21 protein-coding genes and 1 other RNA gene are annotated in these 17670 nt (G+C 61.9%); 14 read left to right on the forward strand and 8 right to left on the reverse strand.

The features are described 5' to 3' along the window. Nucleotides 1-23: 23 nt before the first annotated feature. Complete coding sequence (locus FHS49_RS15700; RefSeq protein WP_184020340.1) at nucleotides 24-1649, reverse strand: hypothetical protein; 1626 nt, start codon at nucleotides 1647-1649, stop codon at nucleotides 24-26. A 251-nt stretch (nucleotides 1650-1900) separates the two neighbouring features. Here FHS49_RS15700 and FHS49_RS15705 point away from each other — a divergent pair, with 251 nt between their 5' ends. The 12 genes from FHS49_RS15705 (at nucleotide 1901) to FHS49_RS15760 (ending at nucleotide 12655) form a co-directional block, all read left to right on the forward strand. Next, nucleotides 1901-4243, forward strand: coding sequence for a chemotaxis protein CheA (locus FHS49_RS15705; RefSeq protein WP_184020342.1), 2343 nt, complete (start codon nucleotides 1901-1903; stop codon nucleotides 4241-4243). A gap of 4 nt (nucleotides 4244-4247) precedes the next feature. Next, nucleotides 4248-4682 (forward strand): chemotaxis protein CheW, encoded by a 435-nt coding sequence (locus FHS49_RS15710; RefSeq protein WP_184020344.1) that lies wholly within the window; start codon nucleotides 4248-4250, stop codon nucleotides 4680-4682. A gap of 70 nt (nucleotides 4683-4752) precedes the next feature. Next, complete coding sequence (locus tag FHS49_RS15715) at nucleotides 4753-5121, forward strand: response regulator (protein ID WP_184020346.1); 369 nt, start codon at nucleotides 4753-4755, stop codon at nucleotides 5119-5121. 12 nt (nucleotides 5122-5133) lie between these two features. Next, nucleotides 5134-6240: a chemotaxis-specific protein-glutamate methyltransferase CheB gene (gene cheB / locus FHS49_RS15720; protein WP_184020348.1), complete on the forward strand. Its 1107-nt coding sequence runs from the start codon at nucleotides 5134-5136 to the stop codon at nucleotides 6238-6240. Then, nucleotides 6237-7085, forward strand: a complete 849-nt coding sequence (locus tag FHS49_RS15725; protein ID WP_343052998.1) for a CheR family methyltransferase — start codon at nucleotides 6237-6239, stop codon at nucleotides 7083-7085. The genes cheB and FHS49_RS15725 overlap by 4 nt, the downstream gene beginning before the upstream one ends. A 41-nt stretch (nucleotides 7086-7126) precedes the next feature. Beyond that, a complete protein-coding gene (locus tag FHS49_RS15730) occupies nucleotides 7127-8020 on the forward strand; it encodes a DMT family transporter (protein WP_343052999.1) in 894 nt (297 codons plus the stop codon). Nucleotides 8021-8076: 56 nt separating this feature from the next. After that, nucleotides 8077-8709: an N-acetylmuramoyl-L-alanine amidase gene (locus tag FHS49_RS15735; RefSeq protein ID WP_184021189.1), complete on the forward strand. Its 633-nt coding sequence runs from the start codon at nucleotides 8077-8079 to the stop codon at nucleotides 8707-8709. A 28-nt stretch (nucleotides 8710-8737) separates the two neighbouring features. Then, nucleotides 8738-9122, forward strand: an RNA gene (gene rnpB, locus FHS49_RS15740) — RNase P RNA component class A. A 75-nt stretch (nucleotides 9123-9197) separates the two neighbouring features. Next, nucleotides 9198-11054, forward strand: coding sequence for a CHASE3 domain-containing protein (locus FHS49_RS15745; RefSeq protein ID WP_184020350.1), 1857 nt, complete (start codon nucleotides 9198-9200; stop codon nucleotides 11052-11054). Between the two features lie 98 nt (nucleotides 11055-11152). Continuing rightward, complete coding sequence (locus FHS49_RS15750) at nucleotides 11153-11752, forward strand: Yip1 family protein (protein ID WP_184020352.1); 600 nt, start codon at nucleotides 11153-11155, stop codon at nucleotides 11750-11752. 73 nt (nucleotides 11753-11825) lie between these two features. Then, nucleotides 11826-12356, forward strand: coding sequence for a J domain-containing protein (locus tag FHS49_RS15755; protein WP_184020355.1), 531 nt, complete (start codon nucleotides 11826-11828; stop codon nucleotides 12354-12356). Beyond that, nucleotides 12353-12655: a (2Fe-2S) ferredoxin domain-containing protein gene (locus tag FHS49_RS15760; RefSeq protein ID WP_184020357.1), complete on the forward strand. Its 303-nt coding sequence runs from the start codon at nucleotides 12353-12355 to the stop codon at nucleotides 12653-12655. The genes FHS49_RS15755 and FHS49_RS15760 overlap by 4 nt, the downstream gene beginning before the upstream one ends. 101 nt (nucleotides 12656-12756) lie before the next feature. Here FHS49_RS15760 and FHS49_RS15765 read toward each other — a convergent pair whose 3' ends face one another. The 7 genes from FHS49_RS15765 to FHS49_RS15795 all read right to left on the reverse strand — a co-directional run bounded on the left by FHS49_RS15765 (nucleotide 12757) and on the right by FHS49_RS15795 (nucleotide 15676). Beyond that, complete coding sequence (locus FHS49_RS15765; RefSeq protein ID WP_184020359.1) at nucleotides 12757-13179, reverse strand: SufE family protein; 423 nt, start codon at nucleotides 13177-13179, stop codon at nucleotides 12757-12759. A gap of 278 nt (nucleotides 13180-13457) precedes the next feature. Beyond that, the gene (locus tag FHS49_RS15770; RefSeq protein WP_184020361.1) at nucleotides 13458-13691 is read right to left on the reverse strand and encodes a hypothetical protein; all 234 of its coding nucleotides are present in this window, start codon (nucleotides 13689-13691) and stop codon (nucleotides 13458-13460) included. A gap of 33 nt (nucleotides 13692-13724) precedes the next feature. After that, entirely contained in the window at nucleotides 13725-13976 is a 252-nt protein-coding gene (locus FHS49_RS15775; protein ID WP_184020363.1) for a hypothetical protein, read from the reverse strand. 112 nt (nucleotides 13977-14088) lie between these two features. Then, on the reverse strand, nucleotides 14089-14469 hold the full coding sequence (pspC, locus tag FHS49_RS15780; RefSeq protein WP_184020365.1) for an envelope stress response membrane protein PspC: 381 nt from the start codon (nucleotides 14467-14469) through the stop codon (nucleotides 14089-14091). A gap of 36 nt (nucleotides 14470-14505) precedes the next feature. Next, nucleotides 14506-14766: an envelope stress response membrane protein PspB gene (pspB, locus tag FHS49_RS15785; protein ID WP_221240540.1), complete on the reverse strand. Its 261-nt coding sequence runs from the start codon at nucleotides 14764-14766 to the stop codon at nucleotides 14506-14508. Between the two features lie 4 nt (nucleotides 14767-14770). Beyond that, on the reverse strand, nucleotides 14771-15442 hold the full coding sequence (gene pspA / locus FHS49_RS15790) for a phage shock protein PspA (protein WP_184020367.1): 672 nt from the start codon (nucleotides 15440-15442) through the stop codon (nucleotides 14771-14773). A gap of 84 nt (nucleotides 15443-15526) precedes the next feature. Further along, nucleotides 15527-15676, reverse strand: coding sequence for a hypothetical protein (locus FHS49_RS15795; RefSeq protein WP_184020369.1), 150 nt, complete (start codon nucleotides 15674-15676; stop codon nucleotides 15527-15529). Nucleotides 15677-15854: 178 nt separating this feature from the next. Here FHS49_RS15795 and pspF point away from each other — a divergent pair, with 178 nt between their 5' ends. Beyond that, nucleotides 15855-16871, forward strand: a complete 1017-nt coding sequence (gene pspF / locus FHS49_RS15800) for a phage shock protein operon transcriptional activator (RefSeq protein ID WP_184020371.1) — start codon at nucleotides 15855-15857, stop codon at nucleotides 16869-16871. A 111-nt stretch (nucleotides 16872-16982) separates the two neighbouring features. After that, nucleotides 16983-17606 (forward strand): superoxide dismutase, encoded by a 624-nt coding sequence (locus tag FHS49_RS15805; RefSeq protein WP_184020374.1) that lies wholly within the window; start codon nucleotides 16983-16985, stop codon nucleotides 17604-17606. Nucleotides 17607-17670: the final 64 nt, after the last annotated feature.

The following is a 17670-nucleotide window of genomic DNA, read 5'->3' on the forward strand; positions in this document are numbered from 1 at the left end:
GCATCGACCCTTGGGTGGCGGATTTATTTTCCTGCCAAAAAATCCAGTACGGCCCGGCGCTTCGGTGTTTCGCTCAGCGGTTGACCCGCATATTCGCGGATGCCCCAAGCACCATATTGCGAAATTCCGCCGGTTGCCGAAAACATGACCATTAAGTCGCCGGAATTTGACTTCCAGTCGGCCATATAAGTTTTGTAGATGTCGTACATTCGCTGATCCCGATTCAGGGCGGCAAGGGTTGGCTGGTTGCCTGGAGCGACAATGTGCTGGCCCGCTTCATAAGTGATATACCGCTTCCGGTATTTTGTGGCCGCGGCCTTGTTCTCGGAAGTTTTATCAGCCATCACGTTCTTGGCTTGCGCAGCCAAGAGCGCGAATAGTTTGTTCAGATCTGTCTCGGCGGCGTTTGCGCCGGCGAGAAGATCATGCCCGAAATACGGAGCTGTTGCGAGTGCATCGACATATTGCGCGGTATCACCAAAGCCGAGCACCTCTCCGGCTTGCCACGGATTGTCATGTTGGGTCGCCACGACGCGAACCAACCGATCGGGGTTAGCGGCAAATACCTCCGTCCAGATTTTGAGCGCCCATGCAGATTTCTGCGCGTAGCGATATAGCAGCCCTTGATACTTGTCGGTGGCAAGATTGGCTGCGACTGCTTCGGCCAAAATTTGGTTAAAAACGGGGAAGGCCGCGTTCCACATTTCGTTAGTCAGCTCGACATAAACCTTCCGGTCTGGCGAAAGGCGATCTCTAACGAGCGTCGCGAAATTGCGAATATAGGTTTCATCGGCATTCCATGGGATGGTGAACCATGGGTCAGTTTGGGTCTGATTTGCCAAGTCGATCATATGTTCGATCGCAACGCCCTGGGCTCCCGTTTGAGAAACGTTCGACGGCAGCGTGCGGATCGACCAGTTTACGACCGCAGGATTGGTATTGGCGGGCATCCAGTCTAGAAATCGCAAAACCTGAAACGGTCTCAAGGATTCGATGAATTCCGGCGCGAACAGAAGATTGCGATCCATGTCGGCTTCGCGACAGTCAAGGTTACGCAATGGATTTTCGGGATTTGTTTTATTCAAATATAGAAATGTTTTTGTCGCCGTTGCTATCCAAGTGAATTCGATCCCATTTTGGATTATCTCCATGGGGCGAGGATAAAATCCATCATAGGATAAAGATCCTTCGCCGCTATATGTGCAACGGATGCGGACGTCTTTGCCTTGCATCTGCTCGGCGGGTCGCGCCAAATTTATGGCCGCTTTTTGTCCAGCGTTCAGGGATTTAACGGTGCCGTTTTCGTCAATTTGACTTGGGTCAAGCGCGCCCCAGCCTGCGGTACCTGGGTCGGTCCAATTTCCTCCCGATGCCAAGTTGGCGAAACTGCGTTCGCCACTCCAATAAGAAGTACCAGCGACGTTGATACCGACGTTCGCCTTGGACGCCCTGGGGGGCGTCGGCGTCGGCGCAGGTGTCACCACCACGGGATCCGGGCCGGCTGGTTCGACGATGCTGCCGGTGTCCGTCTGGGGCGCGCCGGTGGCGCCTTCTCCGCCGCAGGCGGCGGTGGCGAGGCAGGTGGCGAGTGCGATATGACGCAGCGCCTGGAGACGGTTGAATTTCGTTGTCGTGGAACGACGAAGCATATGCAGGTATCCTTACCCGAAAGAGCGTTGCTGCTCTCGTGCACGGGAAAAGTGAATTTGTGGTAAATGCGCGAACGCGTCGAAGATATAATTTCCGAGCTTGTGCGCGGGTTTGATTGGTTAACAATTAACACTCTTGGCAAGGTTTCCGAAACCCCATGAAAATGAGGCTAACCGCTTCTTAACCACCATTGGTCGAAAAGATGGCCGGGAACATGCCTGGATCGGGCAGGTCGGAAAGTGGCGGCAGCATGGACGAGATACTTCAGGAGTTCATTGCAGAGACGCGCGAGACGCTGGAAGCCGTGGCAGGGGAACTCGTGGCCTGGGAAGCGAATCCCGAAGACCGCAACCGGCTCGATACCATTTTCCGGTTCGTTCACACGGTGAAGGGCAGTTGCGGGTTTCTCGATCTGCCGCGACTGGAGCGGCTGAGCCATGCTGCCGAAGAAGCTTTGTCCGAAGCCCGCGACGGCAAGCGTCGGGCGAACAGCGCCATGGTGAGCGCGGTGCTGGCGGTGATCGACCGGATCGGCGAATTGACCGAGGCACTGGATACCGGCGAAGCCGTGCCCGATGGGGGTGATGAGCGTTTGATCGCGGCGCTCCGGGTTGACGCGATCATGCCTGATGGCGCCGTGCCAGCGGCGGCAGCGGCCAAGGGCAATATCCGCAGCATCCGGATTTCACTCGATCTGCTCGACCGGATGATGAACGGCGTTTCCGATCTGGTCCTGTCACGCAATGAAGTGTCCCGCCGCTTGCAGGAGAGCGAAGCCGATCCGGCGCTGGGCGGTGCATTCGACCGTCTCTCGGCCTGTGTGGCGGATATGCGCGACGCGATCACGCGCACCCGGATGCAGCGGATCGAGAAACTATTTTCATCGGTGCCGCGCCTGGTGCGAGATGTGGCGGGGGATCTGGGCAAGCTGGTTGACCTTGAGATCGATGGCGGCGACGTCGAACTCGACCGCGAAATGATCGAGATGATCCGCGATCCGCTGACTCATATCATCCGCAACGCGCTTGATCATGGCATCGAATTGCCCGACATCCGCGAGATCGCGGGAAAGCCTCGTGCGGGACGGTTGCGGATCACGGCGCGACAATCCGGCAATCAGATATTGATCGGCGTTTCCGACGATGGTCGCGGCATAGATCCGGCGCGGCTGATGGAAAAGGCGATTGCCGCCGGCGTCGTCAGTGCGGAGCGCGCGGCGCGATTGAGCCCCGAAGCGCGGCTGGCGCTGATTTTCGAACCTGGCCTGTCCACGGCGGACGGCGTTACCCAGCTTTCCGGGCGCGGCGTCGGGATGGATGTGGTCCGCTCCAACATCGAGACCATTGGCGGTGTCGTGGAAATCGACAGCCAGCCTGGGCGGGGCCTTACCCTCAATATGCGCGTGCCGCTGACGCTGACGATCATCCCCGCGCTCACGGTGAGTGTGGCGGATCAGCATTTTGCCATCCCGCGCTCCGCCATTCAGGAGATCGTGCGCGAAACCAGTGAATCGGTGCGGATCGAACGGATCGGCAGCGCGCTGATCGCGCGTATCCGCGATCAGCGCATCCCCGTCGTCAGGCTGGAAAGCGTGCTGGGGCTGGATGAGGGAGAGGGCGCCGCGCCGCGCTGTCTCGTCGTGCTCAATCCGGCGGGCGGCGCGGTCTATGCCATCAGCGTGTCTGCGGTCCACGATCATCAGGAGTTGGTGATCCGTCCCTCCTGTCCGGCAATCATGGGAACGGGCGTCTATGCGGGCATGACCCTGCCGGACACGGGTGAACCGATGCTTTTGCTCGACCCCGCCGGGATTGCCGAGAAATCGGGCATTGCTGCGATCGACATTGCCGATGAGGCGGACAATGCGCCGGATCCCGCCCAGATGCACGAACGCGTGGCGATGCTGTTGTTTCGCGATCTGGACGGCGTGGAGCGCGCGGTGCGGGTCGGCGTGGTCGAGCGGATCGAGGATGTTTCGGGTGATCAGATCCGGTTCGCCGCCGGTCGGTTGCGCCTGTCGATCGATGACCGGATCATCCCGTTGGTCGGTTTCGACAAACTCACCGATCGCGCCGCCGTCACCGTGCTGCGGCTGAACGACGGCACCGTGGAACTGGCTTACGCAATCGATGAAGTGATCGATATCGTGACGCTCCCTCCCGTGATCGAGCGTGCGGCCAGGCCGGGTGTGATCGAGGGTGTGGCGCTGATCGATGGTCGCCAGGTTGAATTGCTGGATCCCTATTGGCTGTTTTCGGAAGCCATGGACATATCGACCGCCGGCCCAGCGACGGCGCGCCCCTTGTGCCTGCTTCCGGCTGGAGATGATCATTGGACGCGCGAAGTGTTGCGCCCGCTGGTGGAAGCGGCGGGGTATCGCGTCGCCTTTGCCGGAGACGTTTCGCCCGAGGATGCCGATTTCGTGATCGCGAGCGACGACGCGCCGTCCGCATTGCCTGCAGGATCGGGCAAATTGCTCACACTGCGCAAGGATCTGGGCAATCGCGATGCCGATCCGGCCAGCGTCTATCGCTATGATCGGGCCGGATTGATGTCCGCGCTCCAGATCAACCGCACGCGGGCCAAGGGGTAAAGCGATGAAAAACCTCTATCTGATCGCCAGCCTCTCTGGCCAGCGCATCGCCTTCGATGTGGCGTGCGTCGATTCCGTGGTGAATGTCGCCGCGATCACACCCGCGCCGCTCGCGCCGCCGCATGTGTGCGGGCTGGCAGCGTTGCGCAGTCGGGTGATCACCATGATCGACTGCCGCACCGCATTGGCGCTGGACTCCGGGCCGAAGCCCGATGTGAAGCGGACGATCGTCGTCAATCTAGATGGCCATCAATATGGCCTGATCGTGGACCAGGTGGAGGATGTGTGCGCGATTGCGGGCGGAACCGCGCCGGTGCGCGCGCGGCTGGGCAAAGGCTGGGCACGCGCCGCTATCGGCATGTTGGATCATGAAGGACAATCCATCCTTCTGCTCGATCCCGCGGTCGTGGTTTCGGGCAGCGTGGCCGTGGGCGCATAATTTGGCCTTAACGGGACGCTTACCCTTCCGTTCTATACAGTGTGTAACACTCCGTTGAGGCAGCCCCATAATGTCCAAGAAATGTCTGGTCGTCGATGACTCCAAGGTCATCCGCAAGGTTGCCCGTCACATTCTCGAAACGATGAATTTCACGGTGGATGAGGCCGTGGATGGGCGCGATGCGCTCGCCCAATGCCTGCATATGCCACCCGATGTGATCCTGCTCGATTGGAACATGCCGGTGATGAGCGGGATGGAGTTTCTGCGGGCGCTGAGGGAGAGCGATCTGCCGGTGCGGCCCAAGGTTGTCTTCTGCACCACCGAAAACGGGCTTGGCCATATCCGCGCCGCGATCGAGGCGGGCGCGGACGAATATGTCATGAAGCCGTTCGATCGCGAAACGCTGGAAAGCAAATTGCAGATCGTCGGCATGGCTTGAGGCGGCGAGTTTATGGGCGGCGCGCTTATCATTGAGAATCGCGGGTCCTCTGATGGGGCGGCCCGCAGGATAAGACTGCTCATCGTCGATGATTCAGCGGTGGCGCGCGCCGTGTTGGCTCGGATGGTGTCCCAAAATCCGGCATTCGAGATCGTGGATGCCGTGTCCAGCGCGCGCGAAGCGCTGGCGCTGCTCGAGCGCGAGACCGTCGACGTCATCCTGCTCGATATCGAAATGCCCGGTCGCACGGGGATCTCGGCGCTGCCCGACCTGATCGACAAGAGCCGCGGCGCACGCGTTCTGATCGTATCGGCGCTGGCCGAGGATGGTGCCGCCGCCACGGTGGAAGCACTCACGCTGGGGGCTGCGGATACGCTCGCCAAGCCGGGGCGGGGCACGTTCAGCGGCAAATTCTCCGAAATATTGTGTGAACGCCTGATCCGGCTCGGGCAATCCGACATGGGGCAGGGGATGATCCGTAACCGCGCGCCGGATCATCGCGAGGTGCCGATCACTCCTGCCGCCCCCCATATCAAGCGTGGCGCGGTGGCGTGCGTGGCAATCGGGGCGTCCACGGGCGGATTGCACGCCATCGCCGAATTCTTCAAGCATCTGCCCGCCGATTTTACGGCCCCCATTCTGATCACCCAGCATTTGCCGGCGGTGTTCATGCCCTTTTTCGCACGTCAGATCGAAACCGGATCGGGGCGCAGAGCAATGGTGGCGCGTGACGGGATGGCGCTCGAACCGGGGCTGATCCATATCGCCCCGGGCGATGCCCATCTGTGCCTGCATCGTAGCGGCGATCGTGTGTTCGTGCGCCTGAGCCGCGTCAAGGCGGTTTCCGGTTGTCTGCCCTCGGTCGATCCCATGTTCGTATCGGTTGCAGACATATTCGGCGATCGCGCCGTGGGCGTGGTGCTGAGCGGCATGGGCAGGGATGGCACGATCGGTGCCGCGGACATGGCCGCCAAGGGCGCTGAACTGCTGGCGCAGGATGTGGAGACATCGGTGGTGTGGGGGATGCCCGGCAGCATCGCGAAGGCCGGGCTGGCCACCGGGGTGATGACTCCTGGCGCGATCGCCCGCCATATCGGGCAGCGCGCGGTGCGGGCGTGAGTCAAAGCGCGGGTTCGCTCCGTATCCTGGCGGGGCTGCTCGAAGCGCGCACGGGGCAGCAACTGGCCACCAGCCGGGTGTGGCGGATTGAGACCTCGTTGAGGCCGCTGGTGCGCGAACGCGGATTCGCGTCGATCGACCAGCTTGCGAGCGAGGTGCTGACGGGCCGCCAGCCCGATCTGGTCGATCGCGTGATCGATGCCCTGCTGAATAACGAGACCTTCTTTTTCCGCGATCATGGCGTGTTCCAGCTTGTCGACAGCCAGGCGCTCGAGATGCTGCGCGCTGCGCGTCAGGCCAAACAGCGCTTGCGGATATGGTGCGCCGGCTGCTCCACTGGGCAGGAAGCCTATTCGCTGGCGATGATGATCGCGGATGATGCCGCGCGATGGGCCGGATGGACGGTCGATATCGTGGCGACCGACATTTCCGGCGGTGCGATCGCGCGCGCGCAGGCGGGCATCTATTCGCAATTCGAGATCCAGCGCGGCCTGCCGATCAGGATGATGGTCAATTGGTTCGATCAAGATGGCGAGACCTGGGCGGCCAAGCGCGATCTGAAGCGCAAAGTGCAGTTCCGTCGCCACAATGTATTGGATCACCCCCCGGTGCCGGGGCGGTTCGATCTGATCCTGTGCCGCAATGTGTTGCTGTATTTTCCCGCGCCGGTGCGGACGCGCGCGTTCGATCGGCTGCACAGCGCCATCGAACCCGATGGCGTGCTGATGCTGGGTGCCGGCGAAACCGTGCTGGGGCAGACGGACAAATTCATCTCCGAACGCGAATTGCGCGGGCTTTATCGCCCGGGTGGCGTGGCGCGCGCGCGCGCCGGAAAAGCCGCCTGAACGGGGCTGACGCAACGGGCGGGCGCGGCTATGGGCGGATCGTGACCATAAAAACCGCCCCCGGATTCGATACGCGCGATATCCTCGTGGCGATCATGATGAATGTGCTGTGGGGGCTCAATATCATCGCCGTGAAAATGGGCGTCGCGGCGATCGGCCCCTTTACGGCGGCGACGCTGCGCCAGGCGATCGTCTTCGTGATCTGCGCCAGCGCGCTCCGGATCGTTCCCGGCAAGATGCGCGAGCTGATCGGCCTGGGCGTTCTTTCCGGCGCGCTCTTTTATGTCTTCATCAACGCATCGGTGGCGGTGGCGGACAATCTGAGCGCGCTGGCGATCGCGGGGCAGGTGGGCGTGCCCTTCTCGCTGATCCTGGGCGTCGTGTTTCTGGGCGAAAAGATCCATCGCACCCGGATCATCGGCATGGCGCTCTCTTTCGCCGGGATCGCGATGCTGCTTTTCGATCCCGCCGTGCTCGACGAACTGCCGGGATTGATGCTCACGGCGTGCGGCAGTTTCATCTGGGCGGTCTCGTCGCTGGTCCAGCGGCGGCTGCGGGGCGTGCCGGTTGTCACCATTTATGCTTGGATGGGGCTGGTCGGCACATTGTGCCTCGCGCCGCTCGCCTGGATCTTCGAACCCGAACATGTCCGCGCGCTGCCCGATGTGCCCTTGCGATCGTTCGCCTGGGTGGTGTTTTCGGCGATCGGCTCCACCATGCTGGGGCATGGCGCCATGTCATGGCTGCTCCAGCGCCATCCGATCAGCGCCGTGACCCCGCTGACGCTGGCCAGCCCTATCATTTCCGTCATCGTCGCGTCGCTTTTCTTTGCCACGCCGCTTACGCCGCTTATGATCGCGGGCGGGACAATCGCGCTCGTGGGGGTGGCGATCGTCACGATCCGCACGGCACGGGCGAAGGAGAGACAGGTTTGAAGGATATCATCGAGCGCCCATCGCCCAATTTCGACGAGCGCGCGCTGCCCGTATCGATGATCGTTCTTCACTATACAGGCATGGAAGATGCCGAATCCGCGATCGAACGCCTTTGCGATCCCGCATGGGCGGTATCCGCCCATTATGTGGTGCTCGAGGATGGCCAGGTGATCCGCATGGTGCCCGAGGACAAGCGCGCGCGCCATGCCGGCATCTCGCACTGGCGCGGGATCAGCGACGTGAACAGCGCCTCCATCGGCATCGAGATCGTCAATCCCGGCCATGACTATGGCTATCGGGAATTTCCCGAGGCGCAGATCGAAGCCGTCATCCGGCTCGTCTCCGACATCAAGGAACGCCATGCGATCACGCGCGGCAATATCGTGGGCCATTCCGATGTCGCGCCCGCCCGCAAGCGCGATCCGGGCGAACTCTTTCCCTGGAGCCGGCTGGCCAGGCTCCGCCTCGCGCTGCCCCGGCCCACCAAGAATCTGATGGACCCGGAATGGACCGAAGGCGGCTTCCTGCTGGCGCTGGAGCGCTTTGGCTATGAAGTGACGGAGCGGATGGCGGCCATCATGGCGTTCCAGCGCCGCTTTCGCCCCGAGCTGATCGATGGCGAGATCGATGGCGAATGCCGCGCGATCCTGCTCGCCTTGCTGCTGCCCAAGCCGCAGGGGGATGACTGACGGCGATTATGGCTCTAAGGCACGCCGGTCAGAGGGTCGGGCGGCCGCGGCCCCGTTGTAAGGACGGGGGCGAGGAAAGTCCGGGCTCCACGGAATGAAGGTGCCGGGTAACGCCCGGCGGGGTCAGGGAGCGATTTCTGGCCTCAGGGACAGTGCCACAGAGAGCAGACCGCCTCCTGCGCAAGCATGAGGTAAGGGTGAAAGGGTGCGGTAAGAGCGCACCGCGGGACTGGCAACAGGACCGGCATGGTAAACCCCACCTGGAGCAAGACCGAATAGGGGTGGCATATGGCTGATTCCGGCCCGCCGCCCGGGTTGGTTGCTTGAGGCGCGGAGCAATCCGCGTCCTAGAGGAATGGTCGCCGAACCCCGCAAGGGGGGAACAAAACCCGGCTTATAGGCCCTCTGACAATTTATTGAGGATTGCTCGCGGCTTACGCGCGTTAATCCGTGTTGCGTCGCGCGCCGGTAATGATAATGCGAAGCGCATGACGGGGGACAAGCTATCCTGGCGGGCGTTATGGCCCATCCTGCTCGGCTTTGCCGTGTTGACGGGGATGGTCGGCGCGAGCCTGTGGCTGGCGCGCGGCCAGGAAGCGGCCGGCGTCGAAGCGGGGCGGTTGTTCGACTATCAGGCGTCCCTGCTGGAAGCGCTGTCCGCCACCAAGGATGCCGAAATCGGCCAGCGCGGCTATGTGTTGACCGGCGCGCCTACCTATCTGGCACCCTATGAATCGGGCGCTTCGCGCGCCGGGGCCGCGCTGGACGATATCGCCCGGCACGGCGGGACGCATGGCGTTGCGGTGGCGGCCGCGTTGAGGCCGCTGGTCAACGCCAAAATGGCCGAGATGCGCGACACCGTGGCGCTGACGGCCAAGGGCGATCATATCGGCGCGCTGGCGATCGTGCGATCGGACCGCGGCATGGCGATCATGGACCGCATTCGCGCCACCGTGGGATCCGAAGTGCGCGCCACGCGCGCGCGTCTCGAAGCGAGCCGCACCGCCGCCGCAATGCAGGCTCAGGCGCTCAATGTCGGCTTGGTCGCTGGTCTGCTGGTGGTGCTGCTCACCGCCTATTTCTGGATCCGCTCCAGCCGCCAGCAATTGATCGGGATGAGGGCCGCGCGGGATGAAGCGCGCATCACCTATAATGCGCTGCGCAGCGAGAATACGGCGCGCGAAGCGGCCGAGGGCCAGGTGCGCCAGATGCAGAAGATGGAATCCATCGGGCAGTTGACTGGCGGCATCGCGCATGATTTCAACAATATGCTGGCGATCGTGATCGGCAATCTCGATCTGGCCGCGCGCCGGATCGAAAGCGATCCCAAGAAGGCGCTCCGCTCGATCGCCGGGGCGCAGGAAGGCGCGGAACGCGCGGCGACGCTCACCGCACGGCTGCTGGCCTTCTCGCGACAGCAGCCGCTCGCGCCCGAAGCGCTGGACGCCAACAAGCTGGTCACCTCCATGTCCGAATTGCTCCGGCGCACGCTGGACGAGCAGGTGCCGATCGAAACCGTGCTGGCCGGCGGCCTCTGGCGCACGATGGCAGACGCCGGGCAGCTCGAAAACGCCATCGTCAATCTGGCGGTGAATGCGCGCGATGCGATGCCCGATGGCGGCAAGCTGACGATCGAGACGGCAAATGCCCATCTCGATGACGCCTATGCCGCCTCGCGCGCCGAAGTGACGCCCGGCCAATATGTGCTGATCTGCGTGAGCGATACCGGGACCGGCATGGCACCCGAGGTGATCGAACGCGCCTTCGATCCGTTTTTCACCACCAAGGCCGTGGGCAAGGGCACGGGGCTGGGGCTGAGCCAGGTCTTCGGCTTCGTCAAGCAATCCGGCGGCCATATCGCCATCTATTCGGAAGTGGGCGATGGCACCACGATCAAGATGTATCTCCCGCGCGCGTTCGGCACGGTCGATGCCGCCCGGCCGGCGGAGAGCGAAGATGACGTGCCGCGCGGCCGCACCGAGGAGGTGATCCTGGTGGTCGAGGATGAAGAGCGCGTGCGCCATTTTGCCGTCGATGCGCTGCGGGAACTGGGTTACACCACGGTCTCCGCGGGATCGGGCGCGGAAGCGCTGAAAATCCTGGCCGAGCAGCCGAGCGTGGCGATGCTGTTCACCGATGTCGTGATGCCGGAAATGGACGGCCGCCGTCTGGTGGAGGCCGCCAAGATCGACCGGCCCGGCCTGAAAGTGGTCTACACCACGGGCTATACGCGCAACGCTGTGGTCCATAATGGACGGCTGGATGCCGGCGTCAATCTGCTCGCCAAACCCTATTCGATCGCCCAACTCGCCCGCAAGATCAGGGGCGCGCTCGACGAGATATAGGCGGTGCGCCTCGCGATATCGTTACGGCTGCGGCCATGGCTTTACACTGTGGCAACAAAGCGTCAGGTTGCGCGATCTGGCAAACAGGGAGCCTCATCATGAGCATAGTCGATCGCGCGAAGAATATCCTGCTGACCCCGAAGACCGAATGGCCGATCATCGCTGCCGAACCGGCGACGACGGGCAGCATCATGACCTATGCCGCCATTCTTGGTCTGATCCCCTTGCTCGGCTCTCTTCTGGCCGGCCTGCTTTTTACCGGCAGCATCGGGCTCGGCTTCAATTTCATCCTGATTTCCGGACTCGTCAGCTATGCCATCGGGCTTGGTATCCTGTTTCTCATGGGGATCATCGCTTCGGCGCTGTCGCCCAGCTTTGACGGGCAGAAGGACCAGATCGCCGGCCTCAAGCTGATCGTTTATGCGGCGACCCCGGTCTATGTGGCGGGCATATTGAACATCGTGCCGGGCCTGAACGTCATCGCCGCGATCGCCGGCCTCGCCTATGGCATCTATCTGATCTATCTGGGTTCCGGCCCCGTCCTCGGCATTCCGGCGGTGAAGACCGGCGGCTTCACCGCCGTGGTGGTGGTGATCTGGATCGTGCTGCAGATGGTGATCTCCGGCATCATCCTGGCGGCGGTGATGAGCGCGATCTTTGGCGGCATGATGCTGGGCGGCGCGGCGCTGGCGGGCTGATCAGCCCGGATTTCCGGCAAATAAATGACGGCGGCCCTTTGCGCTTTGCGCGGGGGCCGCTACATCGGGGGGAATGGCACGTTCCTCCTCCCGATCCTCCGACTGGGGCTTTCCCCGCTGGCGCGGCTATGAATCCTCGCGCGAGGCGGTGAAAATCCGGCTGTGCGACCGGCATAATTGCGACAAGCCGGGCGATCGCCCTGCGCCCAAATCCCCCAACAGCCCCGATCGCTGGTATTTCTGCGAGGAACATGCCGGCGAATATAATCGCAATTGGGATTATTTCGAAGGCCTCTCAGCCGAGGAGGCCGCCGCGCGCGAAGCCAATGAGCGTCGTGACGCCGCCGGCTTCGAAGCCTCGCGTCACTATGGCTGGGGTGGTCCGGGAGACGGCAGCCGCTCGCGTGACGAGCTTCATGCGCTCAAGGCCCTCGATCTGGACGATGAAGCCGATTTCGAAGCGGTGAAGAAAGCCTGGCGCACGCTCGCCAAGGAAAATCACCCCGATGTGAAGCCCGGTGATGCGATGGCCGCCGTCCGCTTCCAATCCGTGCAGGCCGCCTATGAGGTGCTCCGCTCTGCCGAGGAACGGCGGCCGCGTTGAACCGCCATATCCGGGCCGACTGGGAGACCGCGCTGCTGGTCTGCCGCAAATGCTCGAAAAAGCTGGATGGCGGCTTCGGCCTCAAGGGCAAGACGCCGCTCGCCAAGGCCTTGAAGAAGGAACTCGGTGCCAAGGGTGGCCGAAAATCCAAAATCGGCATCGTCGAGGTGAAATGCCTCGGCATCTGCCCCAAACATGCGGTGACCCTGATCGACGCGCGCAAAAGCCGGGATTGGCTGATCGTGAAGCAGGGGACGGATGCGGGGGAATTGGTGGCGGAATTGGGGTTGAAGGGGTAGGATCAGCCCTTATTCCATTGGCCGTTTGTCCCGAGCGTAGTCGAGGGACGCAGTCATCTGCCCCAACGTGTATCGACTGCGCTCGACACAAACGGTTTTCTTTAAGCTACCTGCCCTCGGTAACGCTCCGCCGTTTCCCGGATAAGTGCGATCATGTTCGGGATGCCCTGCGTCCGGTTGGAACTGAGCTGGTTCTTCAGATCGAACGGTGCCAGTTCGCTCTCGATATCAGCGGCAAGGATCTCGGGGGCGGTGCGATCCTGTACGATCTGCAGGATCAGCGCGATGATGCCCTTGGTGATCGCCGCATTGCTGTCCGCCAGGAAATGGAGCCGGTCGCCCTGCTGCATGGGATAGACCCAGACCGAGGCGGAGCATCCGCGCACGAGCGTGGCGTCGGTCTTCAGCGCATCGGGCATGGCGTCCAGCGTGCGACCCAGATCGATCAACAGGCGATAGCGGTCATCGGCGTCCAGAAATTCATATTCGTCGCGCAGATCGGAGAGGGAAGGGCTGTCGGTCATCCGCCGCGCTTAGCGGGGGGCGGGGGCAGGGGCAATGTCTGGAGGATTTTGAGGGGCGTCAAATGCCGCTCGGGTGAGTCTGTCAAAACCTCTTCCTCTATCTTCCTTCCACGCCTTTGTGGAGCGGCCGGGGGTGGTTCTTCTTCTTTCGTAGATTCTTGGAACCAGAAGAAGAAAGAAGCTGCCACCCCCAACCCCTCCAGCAAGGGCTGAAGGGGAGTTAGAAAGAGCAGGGCTTCGACAGGTTCAGCCTGAACGGGGTGGGAATGATGTGGCGCTCAAAGATCCACGCCGGCAGCGATTGCTTCCAGTTTGCGGATGCGTTCCTTCAAATCCGCCACTTCGATCCGCGATCCTGCGGAGGGCGTGGCGCTTTCCAATCGGGTCTGCTGCAGTTCAGCGCGTTTCAGCTCCAGCCAACCGCGCCATCCGCGCAGCGAGGCCAAAGCGATGATGCCGATCGCAGCGAGGCTGCTCATGGCGATGGTCAGGGCGATATATGGGTCAGTCATTGGTCTTCCCCGTCTTTCCTGTTGCGGTCGGGTTTACACCCGGTCCTTGTCGCGCAGCTTTTCGATCTCGCGATCCAGGCTGCTGGTGCTGTCTGTTGCCAGGCGCTCAAGAACGGCGATCCGCTCCTTCAACTGCCTGATCTCGTCCTTCATCCGGCCTGCGTCGGGATCACGCGGGATGACATCATTGCCATGCCCGTCCCGGTTCATGTGGCGGCGGTTGCTGATCACCTTGCCGATCGTGACGATGGCGATGATCAGGACGACCATTTCAAATGGGTTCATTTCGAATTCTCCCTGAATTCTAAAATCGGTTGATTTGGCCCGTCAGGGCATTTGTACGAAAGCGACGCCATTTTTCGACCAGAGGCCTGCACTCTTCGATCAACGTCAGCCTTTAGCGCAGGCTGTCGATCTCGTTAGCGAGGCTGGTGTTGCGGCTGGTGTAATACAGCTCGACATCAGCCAGGCGGCGATCGATGTCGCGGAATTTGGAGCGGACATCGCGGGTGGTGCGCGCCGGAGACTGGCGCACGCCCTGCCAGAATTTGGCATCCTCGGGATCGTTATACAGGCCGTAAGGCCTGGGATTGGCCACCCAGGCGGTCGCGACATAAGCGATCAGCGTCCAGGGAAAGCCCCCGAGAAGCGTGAGGAGCACCGCGCCGACGCGGACCCAGGTGACATCCACCCCGGTATAATCGGCGATGCCGGAGCAGACGCCCTTCCATTTGGCATTCTGCTTGTCGAGGTAGAAATTGGTGCGGCTTGCGGACATGTCATTCTCTCCCTGCGAGAAAATCGGTGAATGGAATTAGTGGCGGTTGTCGATCCTGGGGGCGGGGGCATTCAGATCCCCCGCTTTCCAGTTCGGATTGTCGATCGTCATGATCCGCTCGATGGTATTGAGCCGGTCGTCGAGCCGCCGTGCGGTGTCGTGCAGCTCGTCGAGCAGATTTTCATCCTCCCGCGTGATGCCGCCGGCGCGCTTCCACTGGGTGACATAGTGAAGGATCAGCCAGGGCATTCCGATGAAGATCGAGACGATGGCGATGAGCGGGATCAGATTGTCCATGATCTCAGCCCTCCTGGCCGGCGGCCTTGGCCTTCATCGCTGCCAGTTCGGCATCGACCCGCTCATTGGAGCGCAGCTCGGCAATCTCTTCCTCAAGCGTCTTGCCGGGGGCGCCCAGCGCCAGCGCATCGGCGCGGCCCTCGGCCAGATCGGCGCGGCGTTCGAGCAGTTCGAAGCGCGAGAAAGCGTCTTCCACCTTTTGCCCGGCATAGGCTTCGCGGACCTTGGCGCGGTTATGCGCGCTTTCAAGACGGGTCTGGATCGAATTCTGGCGGGCGCGGGCCTCACGCATCTTGCCCTGGAGCTTGGCGATATCTTCTTCCGAAGCGCGCAGCGCATCGTCCAGCACCTGGATTTCGCCCTGAAGCTGATCCGACATGTCGGCCGCCTTCTGCTTTTCGACCAGTGCGGCCTTGGCCAGATCCTCACGATCCTTGGACAGCGCCAGATGGGCCTTTTCGGTCCAGCTTTCCTGAAGCTTGTCCAGCTTCACGATATGGCGGCGCATTTCCTTCTGGTCCGCGATGGTGCGGGCGGCGGAGGCGCGCACTTCGATCAGCGTCTCTTCCATTTCCAGAATAATCATCCGGATCATCTTTGCCGGATCTTCCGCCTTGTCGAGCAGGTCGGTCATGTTGGCGGCGATGATGTCACGGGTGCGAGAGAAAATTCCCATATTGGCTACTCCTGAAACGGTCTGGTCGGGAAGGGGTGCCGGGGCGGAAGCAAGGGGAAATTCCGCCCCGGCTGGGGGATGTCGTCAGGCGAGGGGCCGGACGACGGGTGAAGGGGTATGGCCGTCCGCAGCCTTGGCCGGGGCCACCGCGCTCAGCACGCAGGTGGTGCTGAAAAGGATGGTGCAGACGATGGCGGTAAAGGTCTGGCTGAACTTGCTGCTGGTGTTGATCATCGTGGTAACTCCCTGAAACCTTGAATGGTGCGCTGCTTCATCAGCAGCTTGTCTTTTGCTTTGCAGGGGGCGTGCCAATCCGCGGAAATGGCGGGAATCTGTCATTTTTAATCCAGTCCAACCTCGATCAAGCGATTTTTCCTTGCCAAAAAATAGGAAATAATCCTAAGATTTGGGAATGGATCGCGAAAATCATTTCATCGGTCAATCGACCGCCTTTCTGGACTCGGTCGAGCGTGCCAGCCGCGCCGCCGCGCTCAACCGGCCGGTGCTGGTGATCGGCGAACGCGGCACGGGCAAGGAGCTGGTGGCCGAGCGTCTCCACCGCCTGAGCCCGCGCTGGGATGGCCCCTTGGTCACGATGAATTGCGCGGCGCTGCCGGAGACGTTGATCGAGGCTGAATTGTTCGGGCATGAAGCGGGCGCGTTCACCGGCGCGACCCGGGCGCGGCAGGGGCGGTTCGAGGAAGCGGATGGCGGGACGCTGTTTCTGGACGAACTGGCGACGCTTTCGGCTTCCGCGCAGGAGCGGCTGCTCCGCGCGGTCGAATATGGCGAGGTGACGCGGATCGGCTCCAACAAGGCGATCCGCGTGGATATCCGCATCGTGGCAGCCACCAACGAGCATCTGCCCGGCCTGGTCGATCAAGGGAAATTCCGCGCCGATCTTCTGGACCGGCTGAGTTTCGAAGTGGTCACGCTGCCGCCGCTGCGCAATCGCGAGGGTGACGTGCCCGTGCTGGCGGATCATTTCGGACGGCGCATGGCCTCTGAACTGGGATGGCCCTATTGGCCGGGCTTTACCGAGGATGCCGCCGAGGCGCTGCTCGCGCATCCCTGGCCGGGCAATGTCCGCGAATTGCGCAATGTAGTCGAGCGCGCAGTCTATCGCTGGGATGATCCCGAACGCCCGGTGGCCGAGATCGTGTTCGATCCCTTCGCCTCGCCCTGGCGGCCCGAGGCGGCTGCGGTCGAAGACAAGGGCGCGCCGGTCGTCCCAGCGGCGGCCGCCGTGCCACCGGCCGCGGCGGTGACGGATGTTACGGATTTCAAGCAGGCGGTGGATGCGCATGAGCGCATGATCCTGGAAGGTGCCCTGGCGCGCAGCCGCTACAATCAGCGCGCCGCCGCCAAGAGCCTGAATCTCAGCTATGATCAGCTTCGCCACGCCTTGAGACGGCACGATCTGCTCTGACGATCAGGCTGATCGAAAAAAAGCGCCAAGGTCCGCCCTTTTTGCGCTTGCCGCGGTATATTTTTTCCTCTCCGAGCGTTGGGCATTCATACCCGATCACTGGAGGAATACATGGCTTTCACACTGCCCGCACTGCCCTATGCCAAGAATGCGCTTGAGCCGCATATGTCCGCGGAAACCTTCGACTATCATCATGGCAAGCATCACAAGGCCTATGTCGACAAGGTGAATGGCTGGATCGAGGAAAAGGGTCTTGCCAATTTCTCGCTGGTCGAGACCGTCGAGAAGGCCAAAAATGATGGCGACAAGGGGCTGTTCAACAATGCCGCGCAGATCTGGAACCACAGCTTTTTCTGGCAATGCCTGACCCCCGATGCCGCCAAACCCTCCGCCGCGCTGCAAAAGAAGATCGACGATGCTTTCGGTTCGACCGACGATCTGCTTGCTAAGCTGAAGGAGGAATCGATCGGCCATTTCGGTTCGGGCTGGGGCTGGCTCGTGCTGAAGGACGATAAGCTGGCGATCACCTCCTATCACGATGCCGACACGCCGCTCGTCCATGAAGGCGTGAAGCCGTTGCTCACGCTCGATGTGTGGGAACACGCTTATTATGTCGATTATCGCAATGCGCGGCCGAACTATCTGGATGCGGTGTTGAAGAACCTCGTCAATTGGGACTTCGTCGAGCGGAATCTGGACGGCAAGGGCGCAGGCCGGGCCGATCAGGAACAATAAGGCGTAAAGTTCTCTCCCCTAAAAAGGAGAGAGCTTTCCTCACGACCCGTTTGGGCTGAGCCTG

The sequence above is a fragment of the Sphingobium boeckii genome (assembly GCF_014199215.1).
GTDB lineage: Bacteria > Pseudomonadota > Alphaproteobacteria > Sphingomonadales > Sphingomonadaceae > Sphingobium_A > Sphingobium_A boeckii.